The 19,136-nt window shown below is 61.0% G+C and carries 20 protein-coding genes; 5 read left to right on the forward strand and 15 right to left on the reverse strand.

Features of this window, described 5'->3' with window-relative positions:
• Nucleotides 1-97: 97 nt before the first annotated feature.
• Genes cimA through cysS form a run of 6 tightly spaced genes read right to left on the reverse strand, consistent with a single transcriptional unit; the run spans nt 98 to nt 5,506 of the window.
• Nucleotides 98-1,714, reverse strand: coding sequence for a citramalate synthase (gene cimA / locus J2X71_RS14900; RefSeq protein WP_310382831.1), 1,617 nt, complete (start codon nt 1,712-1,714; stop codon nt 98-100).
• Between the two features lie 28 nt (nt 1,715-1,742).
• The gene (gene pip, locus J2X71_RS14905; protein WP_310382832.1) at nt 1,743-2,702 is read right to left on the reverse strand and encodes a prolyl aminopeptidase; all 960 of its coding nucleotides are present in this window, start codon (nt 2,700-2,702) and stop codon (nt 1,743-1,745) included.
• Nucleotides 2,699-3,175, reverse strand: a complete 477-nt coding sequence (locus J2X71_RS14910; RefSeq protein ID WP_113324917.1) for a GFA family protein — start codon at nt 3,173-3,175, stop codon at nt 2,699-2,701. Before J2X71_RS14910 ends, pip begins: the two co-directional genes overlap by 4 nt.
• A complete protein-coding gene (locus J2X71_RS14915; protein WP_405049722.1) occupies nt 3,172-3,648 on the reverse strand; it encodes a GFA family protein in 477 nt (158 codons plus the stop codon). The genes J2X71_RS14910 and J2X71_RS14915 overlap by 4 nt, the downstream gene beginning before the upstream one ends.
• An 8-nt stretch (nt 3,649-3,656) precedes the next feature.
• Nucleotides 3,657-4,133: a GFA family protein gene (locus tag J2X71_RS14920; RefSeq protein WP_310382834.1), complete on the reverse strand. Its 477-nt coding sequence runs from the start codon at nt 4,131-4,133 to the stop codon at nt 3,657-3,659.
• Nucleotides 4,130-5,506 (reverse strand): cysteine--tRNA ligase, encoded by a 1,377-nt coding sequence (gene cysS, locus J2X71_RS14925; protein WP_310382835.1) that lies wholly within the window; start codon nt 5,504-5,506, stop codon nt 4,130-4,132. The genes J2X71_RS14920 and cysS overlap by 4 nt, the downstream gene beginning before the upstream one ends.
• Nucleotides 5,507-5,859: 353 nt before the next feature.
• Between cysS and J2X71_RS14930 the strand changes: the two genes are divergently transcribed.
• A complete protein-coding gene (locus tag J2X71_RS14930; RefSeq protein WP_310382836.1) occupies nt 5,860-6,609 on the forward strand; it encodes a GH25 family lysozyme in 750 nt (249 codons plus the stop codon).
• 9 nt (nt 6,610-6,618) lie between these two features.
• Here the strand turns inward: J2X71_RS14930 and J2X71_RS14935 are convergent, their stop codons facing one another.
• The 4 genes from J2X71_RS14935 to radA all read right to left on the reverse strand — a co-directional run bounded on the left by J2X71_RS14935 (nt 6,619) and on the right by radA (nt 11,271).
• Nucleotides 6,619-7,359: an SDR family NAD(P)-dependent oxidoreductase gene (locus tag J2X71_RS14935; RefSeq protein WP_310382837.1), complete on the reverse strand. Its 741-nt coding sequence runs from the start codon at nt 7,357-7,359 to the stop codon at nt 6,619-6,621.
• Nucleotides 7,360-7,438: 79 nt separating this feature from the next.
• Nucleotides 7,439-8,929: an amidophosphoribosyltransferase gene (gene purF / locus J2X71_RS14940; protein WP_310382838.1), complete on the reverse strand. Its 1,491-nt coding sequence runs from the start codon at nt 8,927-8,929 to the stop codon at nt 7,439-7,441.
• Nucleotides 8,930-9,160: 231 nt separating this feature from the next.
• Entirely contained in the window at nt 9,161-9,781 is a 621-nt protein-coding gene (locus tag J2X71_RS14945) for a CvpA family protein (protein ID WP_007820211.1), read from the reverse strand.
• Nucleotides 9,782-9,870: 89 nt separating this feature from the next.
• Nucleotides 9,871-11,271 carry a DNA repair protein RadA gene (gene radA / locus J2X71_RS14950; protein ID WP_310382839.1) on the reverse strand — a complete coding sequence of 467 codons (1,401 nt, stop codon included), beginning with the start codon at nt 11,269-11,271 and terminating at the stop codon, nt 9,871-9,873.
• A gap of 146 nt (nt 11,272-11,417) precedes the next feature.
• Between radA and J2X71_RS14955 the strand changes: the two genes are divergently transcribed.
• Complete coding sequence (locus tag J2X71_RS14955) at nt 11,418-12,053, forward strand: LysE family translocator (RefSeq protein WP_310382840.1); 636 nt, start codon at nt 11,418-11,420, stop codon at nt 12,051-12,053.
• A 3-nt stretch (nt 12,054-12,056) separates the two neighbouring features.
• Here the strand turns inward: J2X71_RS14955 and alr are convergent, their stop codons facing one another.
• Nucleotides 12,057-13,223: an alanine racemase gene (gene alr / locus J2X71_RS14960; protein WP_310382841.1), complete on the reverse strand. Its 1,167-nt coding sequence runs from the start codon at nt 13,221-13,223 to the stop codon at nt 12,057-12,059.
• A 188-nt stretch (nt 13,224-13,411) separates the two neighbouring features.
• On the opposite strand from alr, the gene J2X71_RS14965 reads away from it, so the two are divergent.
• The 3 genes from J2X71_RS14965 to J2X71_RS14975 all read left to right on the forward strand — a co-directional run bounded on the left by J2X71_RS14965 (nt 13,412) and on the right by J2X71_RS14975 (nt 15,305).
• Nucleotides 13,412-14,233 (forward strand): AraC family transcriptional regulator, encoded by an 822-nt coding sequence (locus tag J2X71_RS14965; protein WP_310383298.1) that lies wholly within the window; start codon nt 13,412-13,414, stop codon nt 14,231-14,233.
• Between the two features lie 68 nt (nt 14,234-14,301).
• The gene (locus tag J2X71_RS14970) at nt 14,302-15,006 is read left to right on the forward strand and encodes an AzlC family ABC transporter permease (protein WP_310382842.1); all 705 of its coding nucleotides are present in this window, start codon (nt 14,302-14,304) and stop codon (nt 15,004-15,006) included.
• Nucleotides 15,003-15,305: an AzlD domain-containing protein gene (locus J2X71_RS14975; RefSeq protein WP_310382843.1), complete on the forward strand. Its 303-nt coding sequence runs from the start codon at nt 15,003-15,005 to the stop codon at nt 15,303-15,305. The genes J2X71_RS14970 and J2X71_RS14975 overlap by 4 nt, the downstream gene beginning before the upstream one ends.
• Nucleotides 15,306-15,330: 25 nt before the next feature.
• Here J2X71_RS14975 and J2X71_RS14980 read toward each other — a convergent pair whose 3' ends face one another.
• The 4 genes from J2X71_RS14980 to rpsR all read right to left on the reverse strand — a co-directional run bounded on the left by J2X71_RS14980 (nt 15,331) and on the right by rpsR (nt 19,134).
• Nucleotides 15,331-16,827, reverse strand: a complete 1,497-nt coding sequence (locus tag J2X71_RS14980; RefSeq protein ID WP_007820234.1) for a replicative DNA helicase — start codon at nt 16,825-16,827, stop codon at nt 15,331-15,333.
• A gap of 344 nt (nt 16,828-17,171) precedes the next feature.
• Nucleotides 17,172-17,750, reverse strand: a complete 579-nt coding sequence (rplI, locus tag J2X71_RS14985) for a 50S ribosomal protein L9 (protein WP_113323376.1) — start codon at nt 17,748-17,750, stop codon at nt 17,172-17,174.
• Between the two features lie 21 nt (nt 17,751-17,771).
• On the reverse strand, nt 17,772-18,740 hold the full coding sequence (locus J2X71_RS14990; protein WP_310382844.1) for a DUF2232 domain-containing protein: 969 nt from the start codon (nt 18,738-18,740) through the stop codon (nt 17,772-17,774).
• A gap of 145 nt (nt 18,741-18,885) precedes the next feature.
• Entirely contained in the window at nt 18,886-19,134 is a 249-nt protein-coding gene (rpsR, locus tag J2X71_RS14995) for a 30S ribosomal protein S18 (RefSeq protein WP_007531286.1), read from the reverse strand.
• Between the last annotated feature and the right edge of the window lie 2 nt (nt 19,135-19,136).

Consider the following 19,136-nt stretch of genomic DNA (forward strand, 5'->3'; position numbering starts at 1 on the left):
TCGTTTTTCTTCGAAACACGGAAATGCCCTATCTCTTTTATTCTCACGCAATTCCGGACGCAAAACCGCTGCACACTTTTGCTGGAATTGCTTTAGCTCACTCGGCCGCGATCTTGCCGGCAAGCTGCCGGTTCTTCATCAGCTTGTAGATGACCGAATCCATCAGCGCCTGGAACGAGGCGTCGATGATATTTTCGGACACGCCGACCGTCCACCAGCGCACGCCGCTGGAATCGGTGGATTCGATGAGAACGCGGGTGATGGCCTCGGTGCCGCCATTGAGGATACGCACCTTGAAATCGGCGAGCACGAGATCGTCGATCTCATGCTGATACTTGCCGAAATCCTTGCGCAGCGCGAGGTCGAGCGCATTGACCGGTCCCTCGGCTTCCGCAACCGACATCAGCGTCTGGCCGTCGATGGCGATCTTCACGACGGCTTCGGAGACGATCTTGATGCGGCCGTGGGAATCGAAGCGCCGTTCGATCATCACCCGGAAGCCGTCGATGGTGAAGAAATCCGGAATGGTGCCCATGGTACGGCGCGCCAGAAGCTCGAAGCTCGCATCGGCCCCCTCATAGGCATAGCCCGATGCCTCGCGCTCCTTGACGATGGAGATCAACAGATCGAGCTTCGGATCGTCCTTGGCGACATCGATACCGCGCCGCCTCAGCGCATTGATGAAGTTTGCCTTGCCGCCCTGATCCGAGACCATGACCTTGCGGAAATTACCGACACTTTCCGGCGGCACGTGCTCGTAAGTGCGCGGGTCCTTCAGCAGCGCCGAGGCGTGGATGCCGGCCTTGGTAGCGAAGGCAGAGGCGCCGACATAGGGCATCTGATGATCCGGGGAGCGGTTCAGCAGCTCGTCGAAGGCATGCGACAGGCGGGTGAGATTGGTCAGCCGCTCCGCATCGATCGCCGTTTCGAAACGCGTGTTGTAGGCGCTCTTCAGCGCCAATGTCGGGATCAATGTCACCAGATTGGCATTGCCGCAGCGCTCTCCGACGCCGTTCAGCGTGCCCTGGATCTGGCGCACGCCCGCCTCGACGGCAGCAAGCGAATTGGCGACCGCCTGGCCGGTATCGTTATGCGCATGGATACCGAGACAGTGCCCCGGCACGCCGAAGGCAATCACGGCCTCCACGATGGCGCGCACCTCCGGCGGCTGTGTGCCGCCATTGGTATCGCAGAGCACCACCCAGCGCGCGCCGTTCTCATAGGCTGTCCTCGCGCAGGCGAGCGCATATTCCGGATTGGCCTTGTAGCCGTCGAAGAAATGCTCGCAGTCGACCAGCGCTTCCTTGCCGGCGGCAACGGCGGCTTTCACGCTTTCGGCGATGCATTCGAGGTTTTCCTCATTGGTGCAGCCAAGCGCCACCTGCACGTGGTAATCCCAGCTCTTGGCGACGAAACAGATGGCGTCGCTGCGCGCCTGCAGCAGGCCGGCAATACCCGGATCGTTGGAGGCGGAAACACCGGGGCGTTTCGTCATGCCGAAGGCGACGAAGGAGGCCTGGTTCGTGCGTTTCTCGGCGAAGAAGGCAGTATCGGTCGGGTTTGCGCCCGGATAACCGCCCTCGACATAGTCGAGCCCGAACTCGTCCAGCATGCTTGCAATCGCAATCTTGTCCTCGACCGAAAAGTCGATGCCGGGCGTCTGCTGTCCGTCCCGGAGCGTCGTATCGAAGAGGTAGATTCTTTCGCGTGTCATGGGTGTTTCCTGTCGCCGCTTGCGGCCTTTATTGTTTTCCTGCGAACCGGTCCGTCGCTCGGATCAGCTGGTCGAGAATACCGGGCTCCGAAAAGGCATGGCCCGCACCTTCGATCAGGTGGAATTCGGCCTTCGGCCATGCCTTGTGCAGCAGCCAGGCATACTTGGCCGGGCAGGGCATGTCGTAACGCCCGTGAACGATGACGCCAGGGATATCCTTCAGCTTATAGGCATCGCGCAGCAATTGGGCTTCATCCATCCATCCGGCATGGACGAAGAAGTGGTTCTCGATGCGCGCAAAGGCATAGGCGAACTCGGCCTCCTCGAACTTGCCGCTGGTCGATTTCTCCGGCAGCAGCGTAATCGTCTCGCCTTCCCAGATACTCCAGGCCTGGGCCGCCTTCAGCGCAACCGCTCGGTCCGGACCGGTGAGGCGCCGGTTATAGGCGACCATCATCTCATGACGCTCTTCCAGCGGGATCGGTGCCACGAAGCGCTCCCACTTGTCCGGAAACATCTCGGAGACGCCGAACTGATAATACCAGTCGAGTTCCGCCCGCGTCAGCGTATAGATGCCGCGCACGACGAGTTCGGAGACCCGTTCCGGATGTTTCTCGGCATAGGCAAGCGCCAGCGTCGAACCCCAGGAACCGCCGAAGACCTGCCATTTGTCGACGCCGGCCATCTCGCGCAGCCGCTCGATATCGGCAACGAGGTGCCAGGTCGTGTTGGCTTCGAGGCTCGCATGCGGGGTCGACTTACCGCAGCCGCGCTGGTCAAACAGGAGGACGTCATAAAGCTTCGGATCGAACACGCGGCGATGCGCGGGCGAAATGCCGCCGCCCGGGCCGCCATGCAGGAAGACCGCCGGCTTGGCGCCCGGCATGCCACAGCGTTCCCAATAGATCACGTGGCCATCGCCGACATCGAGATGGCCGGAAGCATAGGGTTCGATCTCAGGATAAAGCGTGCGCAGCACTTCGGTCATATCTTCACGCCTTTTGCGGGCCAGACGGCGGTGTCATGATCGGGATGCTGGAAGGAGATGATCGCCTCCTGCCGGGAATAGAAATCCGGGTCCTTATGAACCGGCGCGTCGAAGATCGTCTCGACCCAGGGCAGGCGGGCATCGTAATTAACCTGGATCTGCGGGGCGAGGTCGCTCCGGTCGTCGAAGGTACCAATCGCAAGCTCCAGCCCGCCCGGATGACGATATGTCATCGGCGTGCCGCAATCCCGGCAGAAGCCCCGCTCGATATTGACCGAGGACTGGAAATAGGTGGGTTCGCCGCGTGTCCACTCCATGCCTTCCTCCGGCGCCGTCACCAGTGCTGAAAAGAAGCCGCCGAACTGCTTCTGGCACATGCGGCAATGGCAGATGGACGGGCGTCCGAGCTTTCCTGTGATGCGGAAGCGCACGGCGCCGCATTGGCAGCCGCCTGTTCTTGTCGTCTCGGTCATGGATGAGCTCCGGGAGGCCAGTGGGATGTATCGTGGTCGGGATGCTGGTGATTGCTCGCCGCGATCCTGTCCTCGCGATCGGTTGTTTCCGGTTCCGGTTCGACAGGCAAGCCATCGAGCGCATGAAACCAGACCATTTTGCTGTCGAGATTGGATTGCATGACGGGCTTTACAGCCTGCGGATCATCCAGCGAGCCGAGCGCGATGGTGATGGAGTCAGCATCGGGAATATCATAGAAAAGCGGCGTGCCGCAGTCGCCGCAAAAGCCGCGCCGCACGAGACCGGAGGAGTGGAACCATTTCGGCTCGCCGCGCGTCAACTCGAAATCGACCCGCATCACCCCTGCAAGCGGCAGGAAATAATTGCCGGCGGCCTTCTGGCACATGCGGCAGTGGCAGATATGCGGATAGCCGGGTTCGCCGCTCGCCCTGTAACGAACCGCGCCGCACTGGCATCCACCGGTCAGTTCCATCTTTGCCGTCAAGCGTGATCCTCCGGTGGCCAGACCGGCGTATCATGGTCCGGATGCTGATAGGAGACGATTTCGTGGAGGAAGGAGCCTGCGGCGAGGTCCGCCTCGGTCCGTTCTCCCGGCAGTTCATGCAGATGATCGACGAAGCCGATCTTGCCTTCCATGCCCCACTGGATGGTCGGCGGCAGCAGCGATGGGTCGTCGAACGCCCCTGCCGCAACCGCCACACCGTCAGGCGCCTCATAGGTTAGCGGCGTGCCGCAATCACCACAGAAGCCGCGGCTGACGAAATTCGAGGAACGGAAGGTTTTGCGCTGCCCCCTGGTCCACTCGAACTTCATCCCGCGCATGGAAACCAGCGGCGCGTAATAGGCGCCGAATGCCTTCTGGCACATGCGGCAATGACAGATCGAGGAATCCTGCGGGACGCCTGTGGCACGAAAGCGGATCGCTCCGCATTGGCAGCCGCCGGTGTAGGTGTTCATTTCTTCACCTCCCACGTCGTCACGCGTTCACCCGTTGCCGGATCCTTGCTGTCTTTGAGCTGGATGCCCTCGGCGGCGAGCGTATCGCGAATCTTGTCAGCCTCGGCGAAGTTCTTCGCCTTGAGCAGTTCCAGCCGGGCCTTAACCCGCGCATCGATTTCCGCAGCCACCGCCTCGTCGATCTCGGTCTTCTTCGGCAGCACACCGAGCAGGGCGGCACTGGCGGCGAAGACGGCAGGGTCTCCAGATTGGGCGAGCGCATGCAGCGCCTGCACTGCCGCGACCGTATTGAGATCGTCGGCGAGCGCATTCAGCACGGTCTCATCCGGCTTGGCATCACCGGGTTCCGCCGCCGGCCATTTGGCAAGCAGCCGCTCGGCTTCCTCCAGCCGCTTGACCGAGAAGTCGATCGGCTCGCGATAGTGCGTCATCAGCATCGCAAGGCGCAGCACTTCGCCCGGCCATTGGCGGCCGGCGAATGTCTCCGTGTGCAGCAACTCGTAGATGGTGACGAAATTGCCTTCGGATTTCGACATCTTGCGGCCTTCGACCTGCAAGAAGCCGTTATGCATCCAGACATTCGCCATCACGTCTGTCCCATGGGCGCAACGCGACTGGGCGATCTCGTTCTCATGATGAGGGAAGATCAGGTCCAGCCCGCCGCCATGGATATCGAAGACGTCGCCAAGATAGCGCCCGCTCATGGCCGAGCACTCGATATGCCAGCCTGGGCGGCCTCGACCCCACGGGCTTTCCCAGCCGGGTTCGTTGTCGTCGGAGAGTTTCCAGAGCACGAAGTCGCCGGGGCTCTTCTTGTGAGCATCGACGGCAACGCGGGCGCCCGCCTGCTGCTCATCGAGATTGCGCTTCGAAAGCTGGCCGTAATCGGCCATCGACTTGGTGTCGAATAGTACCTCGCCTGATGCCTGATAGGCATGGCCGCGCGCAATCAGCCGTTCGATGATCTCGATCATCTCAGCGATATTGTCGGTGGCGCGCGGCTGCACCGTCGGCTCGAGCGAGCCGAGTGCCAAGGCATCGTCAAGATACTGCTTCTCGGTCTTTTCCGTGACCGCCCGGATCGCCGCATTCAGCGGCAAGCCCGGATAGTCGCGCAGCGCCCGCGCGTTGATCTTGTCGTCGACATCGGTGATGTTGCGGGCATAAGTGACGTGGCTTTCGCCATAGACATGGCGCAACAGGCGGAACAGCACGTCGAAGACGATGACCGGTCGCGCATTGCCGATATGGGCGTAATCATAGACCGTCGGGCCGCACACATACATGCGGACGTTTTCGGCATCGATCGGCTTGAAGACCGATTTCTCCCGCGTCAGCGTATTGTACAGCTTCAGTTCCGGCGTGCCGCCCATTTCACTCTCCTAAAATGCATATGCAGAAAAATACCACCACCGGCAGGCCGGGGCGTTTCGCATCTTGGACATTTGGGAGACGAAAACGGCCAGGCCAGCTTTGGGCTAGCGAATAATCTTCCGGCAAATAATGCAGGTAACCGTTTTCATGACGCGTTTTATGGCGTGGGATCGACGTTTGGTCAAGAGGGCGAGCAACGATCCCGCGGGCAACCGGAGCTATCCATCTCGTGAATCGATGGCAGCGATGGACATCCAGTAAAGGAGGCGTGCTTGCTTTAAGATTTTTGGTCATTTTCAAGACGCAAATCTTGCATAGCCAATTGCGAAACCGGTGAAAATAGGGGGATTGGGTGAGGAGGGCGGCACGATGGACAATAGGAGCGACCGCGATTCTGACAATCGCGTCCGCCGCATATTTCGCCTATGATTTCGGTATGCTTCGCTTCAACAATCCGTCTCTAAGCCGCTATCCGATCCAGGGTATCGATGTCAGCCACCATCAAGGCGATATCGATTGGAAGACTGTCGCGTCGCAGGCGAATGTACGTTTTGCGATCATGAAGGCGACCGAAGGCGGAGATCACCGGGATTCCAAATTTGCCGAGAATTGGCAGCGTGCCGGGGATGCCGGACTGGTAAGGGGTGCGTACCATTTCTTCACCTTCTGTCGCCCGGGCAAGGATCAGGCGCAGAATGTCCTGGCGACGGTGTCAAAGGAGCCGGGGACTCTACCCATTGCAGTCGATCTGGAGTTTGTCGGCAACTGCAACAAGATTCCAACGATCGAGGAAATGGCTGCCGAGGTGAACGCGTTCTTCGTCGAGTTGAAAGGCACCTTTCCGGAGAAGCCCATTTTTTACGTTACTCAGGAGTTCTTTGATCAATATCTGAAAGGCAATGAATCACGGTTCCCCGACCATTACCTGTGGCTTCGAAGCGTCTTCAAGGAACCTAGGCCGGAAGAATGCAGTCACTGGTCAATCTGGCAATTCGCCGATAACGGCACCTTAGACGGTATCCAGGGACCGGTCGATCTTAACGCGTTGTGCGCGTCGGAGACCGGTTTCGCTCATCTGTTCGCGACTGCTGCAGCGAATTGAAGCGTCCGGCTATTCCGGCAGCTGGTAATCCACCAGCTTGTTCTCGCGCACGATGAACAGCTTACCGGTCTCGGTCACGCCGGGGCCGAGCAAGGGAAGGATTGCTTTCGCCACCTCGGAAGGATGCGGCAGGCTCATCGGGTCTTCACCCGGAACCGCCTGCGCGCGCATGGCGGTGCGCGTGGCACCCGGATCGACGCTGGTGATACGCAGCGGCGTCGATTGCGTCTCGCCGGCCCAGGTGCGCGCCAATGCTTCGACAGCGGCCTTGGAGGCGGAATAGGCGCTCCAGAAGGGCCGGCATTTGTGGGCGGCGCCCGAGGACATGATGACGGCGCGGCCGGCATCCGAGCGGGTCAACAGCGGATCGACCGAGCGGATGAGACGCCAGGTGGCATTCACGTTGATGTTCATGACCTTCTCGAAGACCTTCGCCTCGATATGGCCGATCGGCGAGATGACGCCGAGCACGCCGGCATTGGCGACGAGAATGTCGAGCTTGCCCCAGCGCTCGAAGATCGAGCCGCCGAGGCGGTCGATCGCTTCCATGTCGGCGAGATCGAAGGGAACCAGCGTCGCGGAACCGCCCGCGGCCTTGATGGCATCGTCGAGTTCTTCCAAGCCGCCAACGGTGCGGGCGCAGGCAATTACGTGCGCACCTGCCTTGGCGAGTTCGAGTGCCGTGAAATAGCCGATGCCGCGCGATGCGCCTGTGACCAGCGCGATCTTGCCTTCAAGATTGATGTTCATCTGCCCCGGTTCCCGATGCGCTTGAAAAGGTAAGGGGCGCAATAGGCGCCCCAGATAGGAAAGTCAAAGTCGAAGCGGCTCAGCCGTTGCTGGCAAGCATGGAAATCTTGTTGCCCATGGACTCGCCGTTCTTGTCGAGCAGGCGGGTCGGATAGTCACCGGTGAAATAGTGGTCGGTGAACTGCGGGCGGGCGTTGTTGCGGTCTTCGCCGCCGACGGCGCGATAGAGGCCGTTGATCGACAGGAAGGCCAGCGAATCCGCGCCGATATATTTGGCCATGGCTTCGACATCGGCATACTGGTTTGCCAAGAGCTTATCGGCGTCAGGCGTATCGATACCGTAGAAATCCGGAAAGAAGATCATCGGGCTCGCAACGCGGATATGCACTTCCTTGGCGCCGGCTTCACGGATCATCTGCACGATCTTCAGCGAGGTCGTGCCGCGCACGATGGAATCGTCCACCAGTACCACGCGCTTGCCTTCGATCATCGCCCGGTTGGCGGAGTGCTTCAGCTTCACGCCGAAAGCGCGGATCTGCTGCGTCGGCTCGATGAACGTGCGGCCGACATAGTGGTTGCGGATGATGCCGTATTCGAAGGGAATGCCGCTTGCCTGCGCATAGCCGAGAGCAGCAGGTGTGCCGCCGTCCGGAACCGGTACGATGACATCGGCATCCACATGGGCTTCCTTGGCAAGGTTCATGCCCATGGCCTTGCGCGTCGTATAGACGTTGCGGCCGCCGACGACCGAATCCGGACGGGCGAAATAGACATATTCGAACAGGCAGAGGCGCTCGGGCAGCGGCTTGCTGGGCTTGCGGGCGTCGATGCTGATCGAGCCGTCAGGCTGGATTTCGCAGATGACGACTTCGCCGTTTTCCACGTCACGAATAAACTTGGCGCCGATAATGTCGAGGGCGCAGGTTTCCGAGCAGAAGATCGGCTTGCCATCGAGTTCGCCCATGACGAGCGGGCGAATGCCGGTCGGGTCGCGCGCCGCGATCAGCTTGGTGCGCGTCATGGCGAGCATCGAATAGCCGCCTTCCATCTGGCGGATGGCGTCGATGAAGCGGTCGGACGTGGAAGCGTGGCGGGAGCGGGCGATGAGGTGAAGGACGACTTCGGTATCCGACGTCGACTGACAGATGGCGCCGGTGGCGATGATCTGGCGGCGGAGTGTCAGGCCATTGGTGAAATTGCCGTTATGGGCAACGGCGATACCGCCTTCTTCCAGTTCGGCAAACAGCGGCTGCACATTGCGCATCGCCACTTCGCCCGTCGTCGAATAGCGCGTGTGGCCGATCGATATGGTACCGGGAAGGCGGGCGAGTGTTGCCGGGTTGGTATAGTGGTCGCCGACGAGGCCCATATGGCGTTCCTGATGGAAGCGCTTGCCGTCGAAGGAGACGATACCGGCTGCTTCCTGCCCGCGATGCTGAAGCGCATGCAGGCCGAGCGCCGTCAGCGCTGCCGCATCAGGATGTCCCAGAATTCCGAAAACGCCGCATTCCTCATGCAGCGTATCTCCGTCGAGCGGATCGTCAATCGGGAAGGAATGGGACTGGTTCATTTCTGCGGGCCTCTGCTCTCACAAGAATGGATCGGCTTTTCCAGTAGCATGATACCGGAAAAAATGCTGCTTTCCGATAAGTTCATGCTGAATAACACCTGCCTCAAAGCCCGTTCACCGGCTCTGAAACGGCTGAGGCCCGGCAGAGCGAAATGCCCGGCCGGACCTTTGATCTTACGTCCCGCTCAAATGGCAATTGCCAGGCCGCGGGTCAAGCTAGTGAACACTGCGTCAATTCGATGGCTGCTGTGCGCCATTGTTAGGCGCGGGTGCTGCGTCTTCTGCCGGAGCCTGATCGTTGGCCGGCGCATTTTCTTCCGTCGTGCGCGCGCCACCAAGCTTCTCGGTGATGCTCTTCTGGATCATCTGCGCGAATTCATCCGGCAGGACCGCCTGCAGGCGAACGACGAGGGAATCCAGGAACGGCTTCGATTTGGCATTGTTGACCCAGGACGGGCGATGATCGGCATCGACCAGCCAGTTCCAGAAGGCAACGGCGACGACGAGCAGAAGTATGCCGCGCGCAGCACCGAAGAGGAAGCCCAAAGTGCGGTCGAGCGCGCCGATGCGGCTGTCGATGATGAAATCGGCGACCTTCATGGTGATAAAGGAGATGACGATCAGCGCGATGAGGAAGACGACGGCGGCCGAACCAACGATCGCGATGCGGTCATCGTCCGTGTATCGCTTCGCATAAGGCACGAGATAGGGGTAGAGGTAGTAGGCGGCGGCGGCTGAGCCGCCCCAGCTCGCGATCGAAAGGACTTCGCGCGAAAAGCCGCGGACCATTGCCAGAACGGCGGAGAAGAGCACGACGCCGATGACAATACCGTCGAAAATCGTAATGGGCATATAAATTCCACTCCAGACTGCCGCCTTGCGGGCCGCGTCGCGCCTTGTTTGGCAGATCCTATAGCATCCCCGCTATTGGTGATGAAGGATCAAACGTCTTCTTCCACACGCTGCAACGCCCCTTTCGAGCCAGCAATGCGCGCGACCAGATCCGGCAGGCTCTCGATCTCGCTCCAGCGGCCGTTGCCCTTCGGCAGGTCGACGGAACCGGACGGTAGCAGAGCCGCCGAAAACCCCAGCTTTTCGGCTTCTTTAAGGCGCTGGGCGGTTTGCGCAACAGGCCGGACAGCGCCCGACAGGCTGACTTCGCCGAAATAGACGCAATCGGCCGGAAGGGCAATACCGGCAAGCGAGGAAACAAGGGCCGATGCGACCGCAAGATCGGCCGCCGGCTCACTGATGCGAAAGCCGCCGGCAATGTTGAGATAGACGTCATGCTGGCCGAGCCGAACGCCGCAATGGGCCTCCAGAACCGCAAGGATCATCGACAGGCGGGCAGAGTCCCAGCCGACGACCGCGCGCCGCGGCGTGCCGAGCGAAGTGGGGGCGACCAGCGCCTGCACTTCGACGAGTACGGGCCGCGTGCCTTCCATGCCGGCAAAGACTGCCGCACCCGGCGATTTCGAATTGCGCTCGCCGAGAAAGAGTTCGGATGGGTTGGCGACCTCGCGCAGGCCCTTGTCCGACATTTCGAAAACGCCGATCTCGTCGGTCGGTCCGAAGCGGTTCTTCACGGTGCGCAGGATGCGATAGTGATGTCCGCGGTCGCCCTCGAAATAGAGCACGGCATCGACCATATGCTCGACGACACGCGGGCCGGCGATCTGCCCATCCTTGGTCACATGGCCGACGAGCACCATGGCCGCACCCGTCTGCTTGGCAAAGCGGATCATCGACTGCACGCCGGTACGCACTTGGGTGACTGTGCCCGGCGCAGATTCGGCAAGCTCGCTCCAGAGCGTCTGGATGGAATCGATGATGACGAGATCAGGGCGTTTGCCCTCCGCCAGCGTGGCAAGAATGTCCTCGACATTGGTTTCCGCCGCCAGCAACACATCCGTATCGGCGGCATGGAGCCGCTGTGCGCGGAGCCGCACCTGCGCCACCGCCTCTTCGCCGGAGACGTAGATGATCCGGTGCCCGCGACGCGAAAGCGCCGCAGCTCCCTGCATCAGCAGCGTCGACTTGCCGATGCCGGGATCGCCGCCGACGAGCACGGCAGAACCGCGCACGAAGCCGCCGCCGGTCACTCGGTCGAGTTCGGAAATACCAGTTTGGATGCGCGGCGCTTCCTCGATCTCACCGGAGAGAGCCGTCAATGCGACCGGCCGGCCCTTCTTCGGCGTCTTGGCAGGGCCGCCGCCGATGCCGCCCATTGGATCTTCCTCGACGATGGTGTTCCACTCGCCGCAATTTTCGCATTTGCCGGCCCAGCGATTATGCACCGCGCCGCAACTCTGGCAGATGAATTGTGTTCTGGCCTTGGCCATCAATGACTGCTTTCGGGTAAGGGGGCGCGGCAAGCGCCCGAATCGGAGTTTTGCCCTAGATAATGGCTTCCGGCATCGATCAAAACTAATGATTTTCCTATCAGCGACCGGGCTGGCAGCATTGCCAGTCTGTCACGGAGTGCATCATGCTCGATTATTCGCTCGCTCACTGGATCGGTTTCTTTACCGCGGCGGTTCTTTTGAACATCTCGCCCGGTCCTGACATGGCCTTCATCCTCGGCCACACGATGAAGAGCGGCACACGGGCCGGCTTCTCGGCCGTCTTCGGCATCTGGACGGGTGCCTGCATCCATGTGCTTCTCGCCGCCTTCGGCCTGTCGGCGATCCTGGCCGCCTCGGCAATCGCCTTCTCCACCGTCAAATGGGTGGGCGCGATCTATCTCGTCTGGCTCGGCATCCAGGCGCTGCGCTCGAAAGGCGAGGGCGGCTTCGTGCGGGCGGCGGGCGAAACGCTCGGCTGGCGGCGCATCTACCGGCAGGGCGTGCTCGTCTCGCTGCTCAATCCGAAGGTAGCGATCTTCTTCCTCGCCTTCCTGCCGCAATTCGTCGTCGAGGGCGCAGGCCCTGCATGGCTGCAGCTTGCCGTTCACGGTGGCCTGATCATTGTGGTGGCGTTTTTCATCGAGCCGCCACTGATCCTGGCCGGAGGCCGCCTTGCCGATCTCTTCAAGAACAATACGAAAATCGGCCTGTGGCTCGACCGCGGTCTCGGCGCGCTCTTCGTGGCGCTTGGTGTCCGCCTCGCACTCACGACACGCTAGAGACTATTCCTCGTCCATTTCGTACTTGCGCTCGTGGCGCAGGCCGATGCTGGTCAGCATCTCATAGCCGATCGTACCCGCCGCCTTCGCCGCATCGTCGACGAGGACATTCTTGCCGAAGAGTTCGATATAGTCGCCGGCACGCACTGCGCCCTCCGGCAGGTCGGTCACGTCGAAGATCGTCTGGTCCATGGTGATACGACCGGCGACCGGCACCTTCTGGCCGGCAACGAAACCCTGTCCACCCTGCGGCACGACCTCGCGCAGCGGCACGCCGCCACTCGACTGGCTGCGCATATAGCCATCGGCATAGCCGGCCGAGACGATCGCCAGCCGGCTGTCGCGAGTCAGTTGCAGCGCCCGCCCATAGCTGACGGATTCGCCGGCCTTGACCGCGCGGATCTGTATGATGCGCGCCTCGGCAGTTGCCACCGGCCGCATCGGGTTTGCGATACCATTGACGGCCTGGCCGCCATAGAGCGCGATGCCCGGCCGGGTGAGATCGAAGTGATAATCATCCCCCAGGAAGATGCCGCCGGAGGCAGCAAGGCTTGAATCGATACCTTCATAGGCGGCGCTAACCGTGCGGAATGATTCAAGCTGCTGCTTGTTCATCGCAGAAGACTGATCGTCGCCGCAGGCAAGATGGCTCATGACGAGAACGGGAGCGAAACTCGCCGGCCGTGACACGTCGTTGGCGAGCGCAATCGCCTCATCCACCGTCAGGCCGAGCCTGTTGAATCCGGTATCGACATGCAGCGCGCACGGATAGTCGCCATAATCGGCAAGCACCGCCATCCAGAAGGCAAGCTGCTCTTCCGAGGAGATGATCGGCACAAGATCGTTTTCGAAGAAACGCCGCTCGGTGCCCGGCCAGATGCCGGCAAGCACGAAGATGCGTGCCTCAGGCGCAAACATGCGCAGCGTGACACCTTCATCGACTGTGGCGACGAAGAAATCCCTCGCGCCGGCAAGATAGAGCGCTTCGCCGGCATCCTCGATCCCCATCCCATAGGCATCCGCCTTGACGACAGCGGCCGTGCGCGCCTTTCCGGAACGGCGCGCCATATCCCGCCAGTTCTCGGCCAGCGCCGTCAGATCGACGGTCAGCCGCAGGCCGGCAGAAGCGAAAAGGTCGTCATCTTCGAAGGGGATAGAAAAATCAGTCATGAATCGCCGCGATAAAAGGGAAAGAAAAATGCTGCCAGTACTCTAGAGAGCATTGTGGCAAAGAGAAAGCACGCGCGGTCACATACCAGCCTTTCCCACATGCGATCACTTTTGTTCAAGACGCAGGGCGGCCAGCGCGCTAATCTGGCGGGATGCAGAACGTTTCGCAGAAAGAGGCGGCAGACGCCATGCCGCTCGCCAAGGTGGAATCGGCCCGCTTCTGGCGGGATAGCCGCTTTCGCGACATGGAGTGCCTGAGTGCCAGCTTCCTGACACATGAATATGCCCCGCATGCCCACGACACCTTCAGCATTGGCGCGATCGAAAGCGGCAGCCAGATCGCCACCGTGCGCGGCAGGCGGGAAGAGACCGGTCCGGGCGACCTCTATCTGATCGACCCCGGTGTGGTGCACGATGGCACTCCCGGCGGCGAGGGGTATCGCTACCGGATGATCTACCCGGATACGAAGCTCTTCATCGACATACTGGAGGATGTCACCGGCAAGGCCTTCAACGCGACACCGTCCTTTGCGGGAGCGCTGCCGCGCGATCCTCAACTTGCCAAAGCTTTCCACACTGCCCACCGCACGCTTGAAAGTGGAGCGGGCGCGCTGGAATCCGATGAAAGCATGTTCTCGGTGCTGGCTGCGATCTTCGCCCGCTATGGCAGCACGATCGTCCTGCCCATCGATACCAAGGAGCGTAGTGCTGTCGCCCGCGCCCGCGATTACCTCATCGAGAATTTCGACAGCGATGTCGGCCTCAAGGAACTGGCCAAGGTGGCAGGGCTAAGCCGCGCCCATCTGATCCGCGCCTTCCGCAGGGAGTATTACATCACCCCGCATGCCTTCCTGACCGATCGGCGCGTGCTCGTCGCCCGTCGGTTGCTGAGGGAGGGCCGCATGCCGGCGGATGTCGCCGTTGAATGTGGCTTTGCCGATCAGGCGCATTTCACCCGCCACTTCAAATCGCGCACCGGCGTCACCCCCGGCCAGTTCCGTGTCGGCTGATCACTTTCGTTCAATACAGGCTTCCATGGTTCGGCTACCTCTCCGCCATCTTGATGCGGAGATTTCCAATGTTGCAGCAAAGCCGGCCAGCCGGCGAATTTCTTGCCGGAATGCGAGCCATTTTCCCATTGATCGTTGCTGTCCTGCCGATCGGACTCGTCTTCGGCGCAGTCTCGGCGACCAAGGGTCTCTCGGCCCTGGAAACGACGTTGATGAGCGCGCTCGTCTTTGCCGGCGGCTCGCAATTCGTGGCGATGGATATCTGGACACATCCGGCAAGCTGGATCGGTGTCGGTTTCGCGGCCTTGCTGGTCAATATCCGCCACGTGCTGATGAGCGCTTCGATCGGTACGAAGATGCAGTCCTTCTCCGGCATCAAGCGTTATATCGCCATGCTCTTCCTCGCCGATGAGCTCTGGGCCATGGCGGAATTCCGCGCCGGCAGCACGCGTCTGACCCCGGCCTGGTATGCAGGCATCGTCATGCCCTTCTACCTCACCTGGGTCGGCTCATCGCTTGCAGGTGCGCTGCTCGGCGCCTTTCTCGGCGATCCCACCGTCATTGGGCTCGACTTCGCCTTTCCGGCCGTCTTCATCGTGCTGGTCATGGGCTTCTGGAAGGGACCGGAAACCGGCGCCGTTCTCGCCGCAAGCGGGATTGCGGCCGTTGCGGTCCATCAGTTTGTGCCAGGTGTCTGGTATATCGCAGCCGGCGCGCTGGCGGGGCTGGCAATGGCTCTCTGGAGAGGCAAGGTAAGGGAGCAGGCGGCATGACGCTCGATCTCAGCACACTGCTCGCCATTCTCGCCATGGCTGCCGCGACGATCTTCACCCGCATCAGTGGCCTCGTGCTGATCCGCTATGTGGAAATTGACGAGAACAGGAGAACGGCAATCGAAGCCATCCCACCGGCCGTGCTGATGGCTGTCATTGCCCCGACCGCTTTTGCGACCGGCTGGGCGGAGACGCTGGCATGTGTGGTCACCGCAATCGCCGCCACCCGCTTGCCGATGCTGGCGAGCGTTGTTGTCGGCGTTGCAACAGTGGCTTTGCTGCGAGCTGCAGGACTTTAGAAGAAGTTGACGCGGAAAGCCCGCGTCAATGTTCCTCATACTGTGTGAAGGACGGATCGGCGAGATCGGCGAAGCGCGTGAATTCCGACTGGAAGGCGAGCTTCACCGTGCCGGTCGGTCCGTGACGCTGCTTGGCGATGATGACGTCTGCCGTTCCCTTCACCTTGTCGAACAGTGCTTCCCATTCCGGATATTTCGGATCGTGGATATCGCGCGGTTCCATGTTCTTCACGTAGTATTCCTCGCGGAACACGAAGAGCACGACGTCGGCGTCCTGCTCGATCGAGCCGGATTCGCGAAGGTCGGAAAGCTGCGGGCGCTTGTCTTCGCGGCTTTCGACGGCACGCGAGAGCTGCGACAGCGCGATGATCGGCACGTTCAGTTCCTTGCCGAGCGCCTTGAGACCCGTGGTGATCTGAGTGATTTCCTGAACGCGGTTCTCGTTGGATTTGCCGGAGCCGGTCATCAGCTGCACGTAGTCGACAACGAGCACGTCGAGGCCGCGCTGGCGCTTGAGACGGCGGGCGCGCGCCGAGAGCTGGGCGATCGAAATACCACCGGTCTGGTCAATGAAGAGCGGCACTTTCTGCATCATCATCGAGCAGGCGACGAGCTTTTCGAAATCGGCATCGTTGATGTCGCCGCGGCGGATCTTCGAGGAGGAGACTTCCGTCTGCTCGGAGATGATACGCGTGGCGAGCTGTTCGGACGACATTTCGAGCGAGTAGAAGCCGACGACGCCGCCGTTCTTCGCCTTCATGCTGCCATCGGACTGCACTTCGCCTTCGTAGGCGGCAGCGATGTTATAGGCGATGTTGGTGGCAAGCGAGGTCTTGCCCATGCCGGGACGTCCTGCAAGCACGATCAAGTCCGACCGCTGCAAGCCGCCCATCTTGGAATCGAGCGAATGGATGCCGGTGGAAATGCCGGAGAGGCCACCGTCGCGTTCCTTGGCAACGGCCGCCATGTCGATGGCGAGCGCCACGGCATCGTTGAAAGCCTGGAAGCCGCCATCGTAGCGGCCGTTTTCGGCAAGCTCGAAAAGACGGCGTTCGGTATCCTCGATCTGCGCCTGCGGCGGCATGTCGAGCGGCGCGTCATAGGCGATATTGACGACATCTTCGCCAATGGTGATCAGCGCGCGGCGGATCGCCAGGTCATAGATCGCCCGGCCATAGTCCTCGGCGTTGATGATCGTCACGGCACCGGTGACGAGACTGGCGAGATATTGAGAAACGGTGATGTCGCCGACCTTTTCGTCGGCCGGCAGGAAGGTCTTGACCGTGACCGGATTGGCGATCTTGCCCATGCGAATGATGTCGCCGGCGACTTCGAAGATCTTCCGGTGCAGCGGCTCGTAAAGATGCGTGGGCTTGAGGAAGTCGGACACCCGGTAATAGGCGTCGTTGTTCATCAGGATGGCGCCGAGCAGCGCCTGTTCGGCCTCGATGTTGTTCGGCGCTTCGCGATAGTGCTGCTCTGCAGGAGCAACGGCGGCAATCTTTCGTGCAGCTTCGTTCATCGTCATCCGTACTGTCTTTTTCCAAAACTCGGATTTGCAGGGCGGGCCGCATAAAATCAAGTCTCGCGCAGTAACTGCTTTCAAGCGGTCGTCAAATTAGCAGCGCTGTGCACGTTCTTCGACTTCTCCACAGTCGGCGGGTCCGCTGAGGAGAAATATCCTGACTGTCACTTGCGGGACACGCAGCCCGCGGCGACTCACTTCGTCATTCCAACATTCCGTTATCTTATCGCCCCTGATTGGAAGGCGCAGCAGAAAAGCCCGACATTCTTCTGAAGACCCACATCTAAGCAACAAAAAAGCCCGGCGCGAGCCGGGCTTTCCGTCCTGTCTGAAAACAGAAATTATGCTTCGTCTTCGTCGATGCCGTCGGCTTCCGGATCGAAGAAGTCTTCCGGACGCAGGGCGTCTTCGTCAACGCCATAGATGGCGTCGACAGAGGTGAGCTCTTCGCCCTTGGACTGACGCTCGGCTTCTTCGGAGGAACGGGCAACGTTCAGCTCGATGTTGATCTCAACTTCAGCATGGAGCTGCAGCTCGACCTTGTGCAGGCCGATTGCCTTGATCGGCGTGTTGAGGTGAACCTGGTTGCGAGCGATGTTGAAGCCTTCGGCGGCCAGAATGTCGACGACGTCACGGGCAGCGACGGAGCCGTAGAGCTGGCCGGTTTCGCCGGCAGAGCGGACGACGATGAAGGACTTGCCGTCGAGAACGTCGGCAACCTTCTGGGCTTCGGACTTGCGCTCGAGGTTACGGGCTTCGAGCGTTGCGCGCTCGGATTCGAAACGGGCCTTGTTGGCAGCGTTGGCGCGCAGTGCCTTGCCGAGCGGCAGGAGGTAGTTGCGTGCGAAGCCGTCGCGAACCTTTACGGTTTCGCCCATCTGGCCGAGCTTGGAGATGCGTTCGAGGAGGATGACGTCCATGGTGTTTTTCCTTTCTTATTCTCAGATTTCGCTATCGGGTTGTTTGGGGGCATCAGCATCCTTGGTCGGGGTCAGGGCGATCGCCTTGCGGGTATCGGCGAGACCAAGCACGAGGATGAAAAGGGCTGGCAGCATCATGGTGGATGCCAGGTAGCAGAGGATGAGGGCCGGCAAGCGCCAGTCCTTGCCGCGCGTGCGGAAATGCAGCGCGGCGAAGCCGGACATCAGGAAACCGGCGCCGAAGGCTCCGACAACCGTGGCGCCGATCATCGCCGGAATGCCGCCCATGAAGGTGGCGGCAAGACCGGCGAGGAAGATGAAGATCGAATTGCGGTTCATGCGCAGCGACGAGGGGATATCCTCGCGCGGGCGCAGGCCTTTACCGGAAGCGGCAACGATGCGCGTCGCGATGTAATAGGCGGCAAACAGCATTACCACCCAGATGCCGCCCTGCAGGGCCGGCAGCATCAGGACGACGAGCGACTTCATTTGCGCAGTCGCGACGGGATCCGGAACGAATGTCGGCTGCTGCTCCTGCAGCGAGGCCATCAGCACATCGACCATCTGGTCGGTGATCTCAGGCCCGTAGCCGATCACGATGACGGCAAAGGTGACGAGACCGCAGAGATGCAGCAGGATATCGGAAAGCGGATACCAGGCGAGCAGATTGTCGGGGCCGCCGAGTTCGGAGGCCGGGCGCGCAAGGTTCGCGAGGTGGCTCAGCCAGCCTGCCGGCAGCAGCGTCACCAGCGTCATGACAAGAGCGAAATAGGGCGAAATGGCAATCGCGCCGAGCACAGCAGCGGTGACGACAGCGGAAATGGCCGCGAAATTGCCCCAGCCGAGGCCGACGAGCAGGATCGGAAGTGCGGAAGCGGCGTAAAGCACAGCGCTGAACGACGGCTGCATGCTCGCGCCAAGCACAAGCAAGGCGGCGGTCAATCCGGCGAGTGCGCCGATCGCAAGCGTTTTCAGGTTCAGTTTTTTCACTTCGCTGTCCTGCTTCATCAAGCAGTTAGAGGATTTCCCTAAGAGAGTTCGGGAGATGCCTCAACATGGGTTTTCAGGTTCCGATCCGCGCCCATCGCGGAAGGGAGGAAGCCCCGGATCGGAAATCCGGGGCTCCAATAGTCAATTATGCTACGACGTACGGCAGCAGGCCGAGGAAGCGAGCGCGCTTGATCGCCTGGGCGAGTTCGCGCTGCTTCTTCTGGGAAACGGCCGTGATGCGGGACGGAACGATCTTGCCGCGCTCGGAAATGTAGCGCTGCAGGAGACGGACATCCTTGTAGTCGATGCGCGGAGCGTTTGCACCGGAGAACGGGCAGGTCTTGCGACGGCGGTGGAACGGACGACGGACCGGAGCGGAGGAAGATTCAGACATTC

It is taken from the genome of Rhizobium sp. 1399, from assembly GCF_031455475.1.
Classification (GTDB): Bacteria; Pseudomonadota; Alphaproteobacteria; order Rhizobiales; family Rhizobiaceae; genus Rhizobium.